The sequence below is a fragment of the Ralstonia sp. NFACC01 genome (genome assembly GCF_900115545.1).
In the GTDB taxonomy this organism is placed as follows: Bacteria; Pseudomonadota; Gammaproteobacteria; order Burkholderiales; family Burkholderiaceae; genus Ralstonia; species Ralstonia mojiangensis.
Map to the genome: position 1 here is coordinate 116,121 of NZ_FOWV01000009.1, position 11,511 is coordinate 127,631.

Here is an 11,511-nt window from a genome sequence, read left to right on the forward strand (position 1 = left end):
TCAAACTGACGAACAACGAGAAGACACCATGGGCTTACTGAAAAAACTATTCGGCCGAAACGCCAACGACCGCGTCCCCAACCCGCCCCAATCGCCGAAGGGCGACGACCCTTCGCCCGACGTCGCCCCCCAACTCGCCCCTGCCTTGGAGGCCTACCAACAAGGCCAGTACGAAGCAGCCATCACCGCGGCAGCACCCTACGCGAGTCGCCACGCCGACGCCAACCGCCTATGCGCACTCGCCTATTCGGACATGCGCCGTTATGCCGAGGCGTTTCCTTACTGGCTTGCGCTGTTCGAACAGGAACCCAGCGCACACAACGCGCTGCAGCTAGCGACGACCTCCGTCATGTGCGGCGAACTCAAGCGCGGCGAAGCCTGGTTGATGAAGTTCGACGAGATCAACGAGCAAACGCACGAAATGTCCAGCGTCACGGCTCGCACGCAGTTCATCTCGTCGCTCACGCAGAGCGGGCACGTGGCCGAGGCATTGCCGTATCTGGATTGGCTGCGCGATGTCTACGCGCACGTTCGCATCACCGATTCGCACTTCCTGTACATGCGCGGCATCCCGTTTTTTCCGGGCTTTCTGGAGAACAGCCTGCCCATTCTCAAGGCCACCCTGCCGGCCGAGGGGGTCGTTGAGTGGTATGGCGTGTTGTCGGGGCAGTTGGATGAGGAGGGCGAGGTGCAGCTCGGGGCGTGGCTGCAATCGTTGAACGTCACCGCCGAAAGTTGAGCGGCGCCGGCAGTTGATACCCGACTGGGCTTCTGGGAAACCGCCAGTCGGCCAAGGTTTTCAGGTCCGCAGCAGACGCAATGAATCAGTCGCGCCGCACCCCCCCCGGGAGTGGCAGACACCCGCCTGTCACTCCCCGCCTGCCGGCGCCAACACCTCACGCTGCCCATTCCGCCCCATCGGCGACACCAGCCCCGCCGCCTCCATCTGTTCGATGAGCCGTGCAGCACGGTTGTAGCCGATGCGCAGTTGCCGTTGCACGGAGGAAATCGACGCGCGGCGCGTGTTGAGCACAAACGCCGCGGCCTCGTCGTAGAGCGGATCGGCTTCTGCATCGCCGCTTTCGCCACCGAACAGATCACCGCTCGCGGCAACTTCAGCCGGATCGCCGGCGAGGATGGCCTCGTCGTATTCGGGTTCGCCAAACTGCTTCCAGTGTTCGACCACGCGGTGTACTTCTTCGTCGGCAACGAACGCGCCGTGCACGCGCTGCGGGTAGCCAGTGCCCGGCGGCAAGAACAGCATGTCGCCCTGGCCAAGCAGCGATTCAGCGCCCATCTGGTCGAGAATCGTGCGCGAGTCGATCTTGGAGGACACCTGGAACGCCACGCGCGTGGGAATGTTCGCCTTGATCAGGCCGGTGATGACGTCGACCGACGGCCGCTGCGTCGCCAGAATCAGGTGTATGCCGGCGGCACGGGCCTTCTGTGCGAGGCGCGCGATCAGTTCTTCGATCTTCTTGCCGGCCACCATCATCAGGTCGGCCAACTCGTCGATGACGACCACGATCAGCGGCAGCGTTGAGAGCGGCTCGGGCGCATCGGGCGTAAGCGAGAACGGGTTCGGCACCTTGCGGCCGGCCTGTTCCGCCGCGCGGATCTTCTGGTTGTAGCCGGCCAAGTTGCGCACGCCCAGCGCCGACATGAGGCGGTAGCGCTTTTCCATTTCGCCCACACACCAATTGAGCGCGTGCGCGGCCTGCTTCATGTCCGTCACGACCGGTGCCAGCAGATGCGGAATGCCCTCGTACACCGAAAGCTCCAGCATCTTCGGGTCGATCATGATCATGCGCACGTCGTCGGGCGTGGCCTTGTACAGCATCGACAGGATCATCGCGTTGACGGCCACCGACTTGCCCGAGCCGGTCGTGCCGGCCACCAGCAGGTGCGGTGCGCGTGCGAGATCGGTCACCACCGGGTTGCCGGTGATGTCCTTGCCCATGGCCAGTACGAGGTGCGATGCGTGCGACTGGAAATCCGCCGCGTTCACGACTTCCGACAAGCGGATCATTTCGCGCTTGGCGTTGGGCAGCTCCAGGCCCATGCATGTCTTGCCGGGGATGGTCTCGACCACCCGGATGGACGTCACGCCCAGCGCGCGCGCCAGGTCCTTCATCAGCCCGACAACCTGCGCGCCACGTACGCCAATCGCCGGGTCGACCTCGAAACGCGTGATGACCGGGCCGGCCGAGGCGCCAACGACCGTCACCGGTACTTTGAACTCCGCCAAGCGCTGGGCGATCAGGTTGCTGGTCTCCTCCAGGTGTTCGGCGGAGACCGCTTCAGCGCTGGTGGATGCGGCGGTCAGCAATGCGGTGCCCGGCAGGCGGTAATCGACGATGCGCGGTGCAACAGGAGCCGGAACAGGTGTAGGAGCGGGCGCCGGAGCGGGCACGGCGGCGATGGCCGGTGCCGCCCGTGACACCACCTCCCCCACCACGGCAGGCAAGACGATGCGCGGCTTGGGCGTGGGCAATGCAGGCGCGGCTTCCGGCTGCGCGGTAGGCTCGATGGACGGCGTGCGGGGCAGTGCTTCCGCCTCGGACAACACTTCCGCCTCGGGCAATGCTTCGACAATCGGAGCAGCGTCAGCTTCGACTAGCGGCTCGGCAACCTCCGGCTCGGGCATCGTCGCTACGGCGGGCGCCATCAGCCCGCGCAGTTCGGCCAGGAGCGCCTCAGCCTCCTGGCGTACGGCGTCCAGATCCACGGACTGAGTTTCTGCAACGGGAGCTTGCGCTTCCACCAACTCCGGCACGGCCGGCTCGGCCAGGACAACCGGCTCGCCTGGGGGCATGGCCTGTGCAGCTGGTGCCGGCGCTGGCGCCTGCAGACCCAGTTGCGGTTGATGGAACGGGCTGCTGACGATCGTGGCGCGCGGTTTGGGGCGCGCTGGAGGCGCCTGCGGCGGAATGGGCGCTGCGACAGGCGGCGCCGTCTTCGCGCTTGCGGGCGCGTCTGCCGGCGCGCCCTTCTTTGCATCGATCAGCGGCCAGATTTCGCCCGGCTGCGGCGGCGAGGGGCGCGTTCGCGGGGGTGGCTGCCACGCGGGCTGGCGCCGCGCAGAAACGGCTTCGATGCCACGGTGACGCACGGCGGGCTGCGTGTGGCCGGTATTACCGCTCCAGCGCGCCTCCCCTGCCCCGCCGAGACCAAGCGCGGTCGGTTTCAAGCCATCGTCAACGGGTTCGTCGTGGCGGGTGTCTGGCTCGGCAGACATCTCGGCATCAGCCGTGCGGCGGCGGTTGAACACCTGACCCCACGATCGTCCGAACACCATGGGCGCGACCCAGATCAGCACGCCCAGCATCAGGAGGAACGCCCCTGTCCAGCCCAGCATGTGCGAGAACAGCGACGACACTGCGCGCCCGGCAGCACCTCCCGCCTTGTCCTGCGGATCGGCCCCGGAAGTCAGAGCTTCAAGCGCGGCGCTGGCGCTCAGCGCGACGAGCGTCACCAGCCAGAGCCGCACGGTGCCCCGACCTTTGAGGAAGTCCCGCTCCCCCGCCAGCGCGCGCGTTACATACCGCCACACCAGCGGCAGCAGCCACACGGTGGAAATCCCAAACCAGCCAAGCACCATTTCAAACGCCATCGACAAATGCCAGGCCGCGATTGTAGCGGGGCGCGCCACCGCCATGAGAATCGCCCGACCGAAAAACAGTCGGCCGGGCGTTCAGGCAACACGTTTCAGCGCAGCGTGCCCGATGCAGTGGCGCGTGCACTGCTTGCGCTGCGCGAGGCCTCGATCAGCAGAATGATCATCAGGATGGTGCCGGCCAGCGCAAACACGGCATAGCCGATGTTGCTGCCTTCAATGGCGAACAGCGACGGCGAATAGCTCTGCCCCGTGCAGATCATCGTGCCGGCCGTCATGCCCGTGTAGTGCATGCCGCAGACGGCTACGCCCATGATGAGCGCCGCGCCCCACTGCTGGCTGCGTGTTTTGACGGTTGTTGCAAGCCACAGCGCGACCATCGACACGACCACCGCAATCAACGCCGAGATGCCCATGATGGAGATGTCCCAGTCGAAGTTGCTGTTGGTGTGCACAGCAGCCATGCCGGTGTAGTGCATCACCGCCACGCCAAGGCCGGTCAGCACACCACCCTCGGAAATGTTGCGCAGGCGGTTGCCCGTGGTGCGCGATGCAATGACAAGGCCGCCGGCGGCAAACACCATCACCACCACCAGCGACACCATGGTCATGAAGAGATCAAACTCGATCCGGACGGGTGTCCGATAGGCCGCCATGCCGATGAAGTGCATAGACCAGACAGCACCGCCGCCGAGCGCCACGCTGGCGCAGAGCAGCCGGTCCATGTCGATGGTGCCGTTCTTGTTGCGCACGCGTCTTGACCATCGCAAGCCGACATACGCCCCCGCCACCGAGATGAGATACGACAGCCCCACCAGCAGCCAGTCGTATGCATAGGGCACAACCGCGCCCGGCACCGCAGAAAAGCCGTTGAACATGAGACACCCTCCCGTTGTAATACCAAAAGACCGCCAGATCGCCGGGCGGTATCGGCCGGCTGCCCCCGACTTCTGGGCAGCCACGTTCTCGTTATCGTGTGGCTGGAGATTGGCCTTGATCAGGCCTTGGTGGGCAAGTATGGAGACGAGTGGTTGCCCGGCCAATTACCTGATCTAGGTAACTTTGGGTCCACTTTGGGTGCTGGCCCCCGCCTTGCTTGCGCTATGAGAAATGCGTTTCTCAGGAGGCCCCATGTCGCTCATCGTCGCTGCCCGTTTCGACACGTTTGAACGCGCCGAAGGCGCCGCACGCGCGCTTTTTGCCGAGCGCTTTTCCGAGGACGATGTGAACGTCTTCTTCGTCAACCCATCCGGCCAGCACGCAGCGTTTCCGATTGGCGGCGACCGCAACGCAGACCCGGGTGCTGCTCGCGCGCATGCGGGCGCCGGCAAGGGAATGGCGATTGGCGCCGCAATTGGCGCGGTCGCCGGCGTAATGGTGCTGATTGCGCTGCACGTGGCCGTGCTGTTCTCGGTAGTGGCGGCCGGGGTGGGCGCCTATATCGGCTCGCTGGCGGGTGCGATGCTCGCCACGCGAGACGAGCCCAATCCTGCGCAGCCGCCCGACGCCACGTTGCGCACGCGCCATTCCGGCGTGCTGCTGGCCGTACATGTGACACCGGAGCGAGAGGCCGAAGCCGCGCGCATTCTGGCCAGCGGCGGCGGAATGGATGTTGAAGAAGCCGCAGGCCGCTGGCGCGACGGCGAGTGGGTCGACTTCGACCCGCTCAGCCCTGCCAAGCTCAACCCGAAGATTGCTCAGCGGGCTGCGTGATCGACGTTGGCGACAAGAGAAATCAAACCGCCGTGCTGGGCGCCGTTCCGCCTGGCTGCACTGGCACCGGACGCGCCTGGTTGTCGTTGAGCATGGTCCACACGAGGATGGCCGCCACGATGTCGAACACCGCCAGCGCCACGAACAGCGGGTTGTAGCCGATGGTCGTTGCCAGCGTGCCGACCGCCAGCGAGAAGAGCATGCCACCCATGTAGCCGGACATGCCCGCCAGCCCCACAGCTGTGCCGACTTCATGCTTGCCGAACATGTCGGACGTGAGCGTGTACAGCGCGCCAGAGAGCGTCTGGTGCGCAAAGCCACCCACGCAGAACAGCGCAATCGCCGTGTAGGGGCTCGTCGCCAGACCAATGCAGGCGGGGCCGATCATGCACAGACAGCCAGTCACCATCACCAACTTGCGAGACGTCACGAGCGATACCGAGAATCGCTTCTGGAACCACGGCGCCAGATAGCCACCCAGCACGCACCCCACGTCCGCTGCCAGGAACGGCAGCCACGCAAACAGGGCGATCTCTTTCAGGTTCATATGGCGCTCGGTGGCCATATAAAGCGGAATCCAATAATTGAACGTCTGCCATGCCGGCTCAGACAAAAAGCGCGGGATGGCGATGCCCCAGAACCGGCGGCCACTGACGATCTTGCCCCACGACGGCTTGGGCACATTCGCGTTGTCGTCGGGTGTTTCCTGGCCGGCGCGGATGTAATCGCGCTCTTCTGCCGACAGGCGGTGGTGTTTGGCGGGCACGCGATACAGCAGGAACCACAGCACGCTCCACACCAGGCCGATCCCGCCGATCACGGCAAAGGCGAAACGCCAGTTGCCGTGCAAGATGCACCAGACCACCAGAGGCGGCGCCACCACCGCGCCCACGGACGAGCCGATGTTGAACCAGCCGGTTGCAATCGACCGCTCCTTAGCCGGGAACCACTCTGCCGTTGCCCGCAGCGCCGAAGGGAAACCGGCCGCTTCCGTCATCCCGAGCATCGCGCGGAACGCCGCCAGCGACAGCCAGCTTCCCGCCGTACTGTGCAGCAGGCAGACCACCGACCAGGCCGCCGCAAACAGCGCAAAACCCAGCTTGGTGCCCAGCACGTCAAGCACGTAGCCTGCCACCGGCTGCATCACCATGTAGGCCGCCTGGAATGCCGCGACGATGTAGCCGTACTGCTGCGTGCTGATGTTCAGCACCTTGTTGACTTCAGGCGCCGCCACCGCCAGCGCATTGCGGGCCAGGTAGTTCATGATCAGGCCGCTGAGTACGAGGCCGATGATCCACCAGCGCAAGCCTTTGATGGGTTTCATGAGTTGTCTCCTAAAAGCCCCGGTGTGTTCTTGTGTGTGGGGCGAACTGCGGGTTCAGAGGTGCAAGACAGGTTCCGGCAATCCGGTCACGCCCGGGCGCACTGCAAACGTGGCGCCCGAGAGCGGGTCGTCGCCGATCAGGATCGACGTCACAAACAGGGTGTCCAGCCCGGGCCCACCGAATGCGCACATGGAAGGTTTGGACGTGGGAATGGCAATGCTGCGATCGAGACGGCCATCCGGCGTGAAACGGTGCACAAACCCAGCATCGTTGCCGCAGATCCAGTAGCAGCCATCGGCGTCCACCGCGGCGCCATCCGGACGCCCCGGGTGCACATTCATGTCGATGAAGACGCGGCGATTGTGCGGCGTGCCGGTGTCGACGTCGTAGTCGAAGGCCCAGATGGTCTGGCGGCTTGCATGCGAATCCGACAGATACATCGTCCTGCCATCGGGGCTGAAAGCCAAGCCATTCGGCACGATCAGATCGTCGATAACGGCATCTACACGCCCGGCGTGAGTGGCCTGCGCATCAAAGCGATACAGCTTGCCAATCGGCAGACCCAGCGACGTGTCCTGCACCATCGTCCCGCCCCAGAAACGGCCCTGGCGGTCGCAGCGGCCGTCGTTGAAGCGCATGTCAGGGCGCGGGTGCGCCACCGTGGCGAGGCGCTGCAGCGGGCCAAGCTCGGCGCCGGCGCTGGGCTGTGGCGCGAGGAAGATGCCCGTCTCCATGGCCATCGCCCAGCCGTTGGACGTCATGGCAATACAGCCGGCCATCTCGGGCAACGCCCAGCTGTTGGCCTGGCCGGAGAAGAAGTTCCAGCGCCATAGCCTGCGGCCCGGAATGTCTGTCCAGTACAGCGCCTGCTCGCCGGCGTGCCAGATGGGGCTTTCGCCCACCCCGCATTGCATGCTGCCAACCCGCTCGACCACCGGCTCTACGTTCACTTGCATTGCGTCAGTCTCCGAACGGGCCGGCTTTGACAAACGCCCCGCCCTGGTACTGCGCCGCCGGGTCATCTGCGGGCAGCGGTGGTTGTGCTTCGACCTGCGCGCGGAAGATCTCGCTCGTCTCCGTAGGTGTGTAGCCGAGGTGCGCGGCGTGGCGGTTGTCCCACCAGCGGTCGCGGTTATTCGACATACCGTAGACCACGGTAAAGCCCACGCTCGGCACAAACAGGGCACGGCGGATAAGCTGTTCCAAGTCATCGTAGCCGAGCCAGGTGACGAGCATGCGGCGGTCCTTCGCTTCGGCAAACGAGGAGCCGATCCGGATGGCGACCGTCTCGATGCCATAGCGATCGAAATAGAAGCTGGCGAGCTGTTCGCCGAATACTTTGCTGAGCCCGTAGTAGCCATCGGGCTTGGTGGGCACGGTGCTGTCGATCACCTCGCCCTGCTTGTAGAAGCCGATGGTGTGGTTCGAGCTGGCAAACACGATGCGGCGCACGCCGTGGCGACGGGCAGCTTCGTACAGGTTGTAAGTGCCTGCGATATTGGCCGGCAAGATCTCTTCAAACGGCCGCTCGACCGACACGCCGCCCAGATGCACGATCGCATCCGTGCCGGCAACAAGCGCATCGACGGCCTTCGCATCAGCCAAGTCACACGGTGCGAGCTCCTCGCCGGTGCGCGCTTCGCCGAGATTTGATATATCAGACAAGCGCAAAAAATCGGCGTATTTGGGCAGACGCTCGCGCAGCACCTTGCCGAGGTTGCCGCCTGCGCCAGTGAGCAGCAGGCGGTGGCAACGCGTGGTCACACCCGCGAGCGGGTCGGGTTGAACGTGGACTTCAGTGGTCATATCAGGTCACCGGGGCGGGGTTGAACAGAGCCAGCGCATTATGCAGGCCCAGCTTGTCGGCGCAAACTTGCTTGCGGCCGCTCGCCACGTCAAGAATCAGGTGGAACAGCTCCCAGCCGATGTCGGCAATGCTCGCTTCGCCCGTGGCGATGCGGCCTGCGTCGAGGTCGATCAGGTCATGCCAGCGCTCGGACAGCGCCTTGCGCGTGGACACCTTGATGACGGGCGCCATGGCCAGTCCATACGGCGTGCCGCGGCCGGTGGTGAAGACCTGCAGGTTCATGCCGGAGGCCAGCTGCAACGTGCCGCACACGAAATCGCTCGCGGGCGTTGCCGCAAAGATCAGGCCCTTGCGACGCACTTTCTCACCGGGGCCAAGCACGTCGACGATGGGCGTGCTGCCCGACTTCACGATCGAACCCAGCGCCTTTTCCACCACGTTGGACAGGCCACCTTTCTTGTTGCCAGGCGACGGGTTGGCGCTGCGGTCAGTCTGGCCGCCGCTCAGGTAGTCGTCGTACCAGGCCATCTCGCGCAGCAGCGCACGGCCGACGTCTTCGTCAATGGCGCGCGGCGTGAGCAGATGAATGGCGTCACGCACCTCGGTCACTTCCGAGAACATCACGGTGCCGCCTGCGCGCACGATCAGGTCCGCCGCAAAGCCTACCGCGGGGTTGGCCGTGACCCCCGAAAACGCATCGCTGCCGCCGCACTGCACCCCGACCACGAGATCGGATGCCGGGCAAGTTTCGCGCTGGCGCTTGTTCAGGTGTTCCAGACGGCGCTCGGCCATCTCCATGATGGCGTCGGTCATGCCGATAAAGCCGTCGAAGGCTTCGTCCTGCAGACGCAGCACGGGCGAATCTGCGGTGCCGGCAACTTCAATGGGAATGCGGCCGCCCGGCGCGAGCTTTTCCGGCACGAGGCGCTCGGGCACAAGCTTTTCGCAGCCCAGGCCGATCACCATGATCTCGCCGCCAAAGTTCGGGTTGAGCGCCAGGTTTTGCAGCGTGCGAATCGGCACGATGGCGGCCGGCGCATTGATGGCGACGCCGCAGCCGTACACGTGGTTAAGCGCCACCACATCGTCAACGTTTGGGAAGCGCGGCAGCAACTCGCGCTTGATGCGGCCAACAACGTAATCCGTCACGCCGGCCACGCACTGCACGCTGGTCATGATGCCGAGCACGTTCTTCGTGCCAACCGTGCCGTCTGCGTTGCGATAGCCCTCGAAGGTGTAACCCTCAAGCTTGGCGAGCTTGGGGTCGGGGCGCGTGGCCAGCGGCAGCTCATCCAGCGCGGGCGCGGACGGCAGCTTGACGGCATGCTCGTTGACCCAGCTACCGCGCGGTAGCGGCTTCACGGCATAGCCGATCACCTCGTTGTAGCGGATGATGGCGTCGCCTTCGGCCAGGTCGACCAGCGCCACCTTGTGACCTTGCGGCACGCCCTCAACGAGCACGGTGCCATCGACCAATGCCGTGCCGGCCGGCAAGCCGCGTGCGTTGACGGCGATGGCGACGTTGTCACCGTCGTGCACGCGAATCGTCAGCGCCTTTTCAGTTGCGTTGCCGGCCTCAGGGGCCAGCGTCGGTTCAGACATCACAGACTCCGTGATTGATTCAAACGGGTTTTGCTTCAACGCCCCAGGCTCGGACGTTTCGGGTCATACGTCCAGCCCGGCACGAGGTATTGCATGGCCATGGCGTCGTCACGCGCGCCAGGGCCCAGGGTGTTGTAAAGCGCATGGGCCGCCATGACGCGCTCCATGTCGATTTCGATGCCAAGGCCCGGACGCTCCGGGACGGCCACGTGGCCGCCCTGGATGCGCAGCGGTTCGCGCGTCAGGCGCTCCTCGGCTTCCTGCCAGATCCAGTGCGTATCGATGGCCGTGATGTTGCCCGGCGCGGCGGCAGCCACATGCGTGAACATCGCCAGCGACACATCAAAGTGGTTGTTGGAGTGCGAGCCCCACGTCAGGCCCCACTCGTCGCACAACTGCGCGACGCGCACGGAGCCTTGCATGGTCCAGAAATGCGGATCGGCCAGCGGAATATCGACCGCGTGCAGTTGGACGGCGTGGCCCATCTGACGCCAATCGGTGGCGATCATGTTGGTAGCTGTCGGAATGCCGGTGGCGCGCTTGAACTCGGCCATCACTTCACGGCCCGAGTAGCCGGCTTCGGGGCCGCACGGGTCTTCGGCATAAGCCAGAAGATGCCCTTGGCCCTTGCACAGCGCAATCGCCTCGTTGAGCGACCATGCGCCATTCGGGTCCAGCGTCACACGGGCCTGCGGGAAGCGCGCCTTGATGGCGGCAATCGCTTCCATCTCATCGGCACCGGGCATCACACCGCCCTTGAGCTTGAAATCGGCAAAGCCGTAGCGCGCGGTGGCGGCTTCAGCCAAGCGTGCGATGGCGTCGGGCGTCATCGCGGCTTCGTGGCGCAGGCGCAGCCAGTCGTCGGCGCCGTTGATGCCATCCAGGTACGGCAAATCAGTCTTGCGACGGTCGCCCACGTAGAACAGATAGGCGAGCATCGGCGCGCTATCGCGCTGCTGGCCGGCACCGAGCAGTTCGGCCACCGGCACCTCCAGAAACTGGCCAAGCAGATCGAGCAACGCGGCTTCCACCGCCGTGATGACGTTGTCCATGCGCAGGTTGATCTCGTGCGGCTGGCGCAGCACAGCGGCCTCCGAAGCGGAGGTCACCTGGTGCACCGTCGCCGGGTGCGCCGCATTGCCCCCGCCCGCAAGCACCCGGCGAATGCTGTTCAGCACGCCATTGGTACGACCGATCGATTGACCAACCACCAGCGGAATCACGCGTTCCAGCGCCTGACGGATGCCCTCCCCGCCCGGCACCTCGCCCACGCCGGTGCGCCCGGCGTTGTCCTTCAGGATGACGAGGTTGCGCGTAAAGAACGGAGCATGCGCGCCGCATAGGTTCAGCAGCATGCTGTCGCGGCCAGCGACAGGGATCACCTGCATCTCCGTCACACGCGGTGTGTGGGTGCGCGCGCCGGATTCGATCGATTGCAACGTCACTTC

At 65.1% G+C, this 11,511-nt stretch carries 9 protein-coding genes; 2 read left to right on the forward strand and 7 right to left on the reverse strand.

Features of this window, described 5'->3' with window-relative positions; genetic code table 11:
- The first annotated feature begins 28 nt into the window (after window positions 1–28).
- Window positions 29–739 carry a hypothetical protein gene (locus tag BM136_RS21165; protein WP_092975345.1) on the forward strand — a complete coding sequence of 237 codons (711 nt, stop codon included), beginning with the start codon at window positions 29–31 and terminating at the stop codon, window positions 737–739.
- 129 nt (window positions 740–868) lie between these two features.
- Here the strand turns inward: BM136_RS21165 and BM136_RS21170 are convergent, their stop codons facing one another.
- Both BM136_RS21170 and BM136_RS21175 read right to left on the reverse strand, forming a co-directional pair.
- Window positions 869–3,613 carry an FtsK/SpoIIIE family DNA translocase gene (locus tag BM136_RS21170; protein ID WP_092975589.1) on the reverse strand — a complete coding sequence of 915 codons (2,745 nt, stop codon included), beginning with the start codon at window positions 3,611–3,613 and terminating at the stop codon, window positions 869–871.
- Window positions 3,614–3,708: 95 nt separating this feature from the next.
- Window positions 3,709–4,494: an MHYT domain-containing protein gene (locus BM136_RS21175; protein WP_092975348.1), complete on the reverse strand. Its 786-nt coding sequence runs from the start codon at window positions 4,492–4,494 to the stop codon at window positions 3,709–3,711.
- 253 nt (window positions 4,495–4,747) lie between these two features.
- Between BM136_RS21175 and BM136_RS21180 the strand changes: the two genes are divergently transcribed.
- A complete protein-coding gene (locus tag BM136_RS21180) occupies window positions 4,748–5,329 on the forward strand; it encodes a hypothetical protein (protein ID WP_092975351.1) in 582 nt (193 codons plus the stop codon).
- Between the two features lie 22 nt (window positions 5,330–5,351).
- Here BM136_RS21180 and BM136_RS21185 read toward each other — a convergent pair whose 3' ends face one another.
- From BM136_RS21185 to BM136_RS21205, 5 genes are read right to left on the reverse strand one after another with little or no spacing between them, the layout of a single operon-like run.
- A complete protein-coding gene (locus BM136_RS21185; protein ID WP_092975354.1) occupies window positions 5,352–6,653 on the reverse strand; it encodes an MFS transporter in 1,302 nt (433 codons plus the stop codon).
- Between the two features lie 54 nt (window positions 6,654–6,707).
- The gene (locus BM136_RS21190; RefSeq protein ID WP_092975357.1) at window positions 6,708–7,610 is read right to left on the reverse strand and encodes an SMP-30/gluconolactonase/LRE family protein; all 903 of its coding nucleotides are present in this window, start codon (window positions 7,608–7,610) and stop codon (window positions 6,708–6,710) included.
- 4 nt (window positions 7,611–7,614) lie between these two features.
- Window positions 7,615–8,460: an NAD-dependent epimerase/dehydratase family protein gene (locus tag BM136_RS21195; protein ID WP_092975360.1), complete on the reverse strand. Its 846-nt coding sequence runs from the start codon at window positions 8,458–8,460 to the stop codon at window positions 7,615–7,617.
- A gap of 1 nt (window position 8,461) precedes the next feature.
- Window positions 8,462–10,063 carry a galactarate dehydratase gene (garD, locus tag BM136_RS21200; protein ID WP_092975363.1) on the reverse strand — a complete coding sequence of 534 codons (1,602 nt, stop codon included), beginning with the start codon at window positions 10,061–10,063 and terminating at the stop codon, window positions 8,462–8,464.
- 35 nt (window positions 10,064–10,098) lie between these two features.
- Window positions 10,099–11,508, reverse strand: a complete 1,410-nt coding sequence (locus BM136_RS21205; RefSeq protein WP_092975366.1) for an enolase C-terminal domain-like protein — start codon at window positions 11,506–11,508, stop codon at window positions 10,099–10,101.
- Between the last annotated feature and the right edge of the window lie 3 nt (window positions 11,509–11,511).

Coding starts and splice junctions, on each gene's coding strand:
- BM136_RS21165 (WP_092975345.1), top strand. CDS start 29: ATGGGCTTACTGAAAAAACTATTCGGCCGAAACGCCAACGACCGCGTC.
- BM136_RS21170 (WP_092975589.1), bottom strand. CDS start 3,613: ATGGCGTTTGAAATGGTGCTTGGCTGGTTTGGGATTTCCACCGTGTGG.
- BM136_RS21175 (WP_092975348.1), bottom strand. CDS start 4,494: ATGTTCAACGGCTTTTCTGCGGTGCCGGGCGCGGTTGTGCCCTATGCA.
- BM136_RS21180 (WP_092975351.1), top strand. CDS start 4,748: ATGTCGCTCATCGTCGCTGCCCGTTTCGACACGTTTGAACGCGCCGAA.
- BM136_RS21185 (WP_092975354.1), bottom strand. CDS start 6,653: ATGAAACCCATCAAAGGCTTGCGCTGGTGGATCATCGGCCTCGTACTC.
- BM136_RS21190 (WP_092975357.1), bottom strand. CDS start 7,610: ATGCAAGTGAACGTAGAGCCGGTGGTCGAGCGGGTTGGCAGCATGCAA.
- BM136_RS21195 (WP_092975360.1), bottom strand. CDS start 8,460: ATGACCACTGAAGTCCACGTTCAACCCGACCCGCTCGCGGGTGTGACC.
- garD (WP_092975363.1), bottom strand. CDS start 10,063: ATGTCTGAACCGACGCTGGCCCCTGAGGCCGGCAACGCAACTGAAAAG.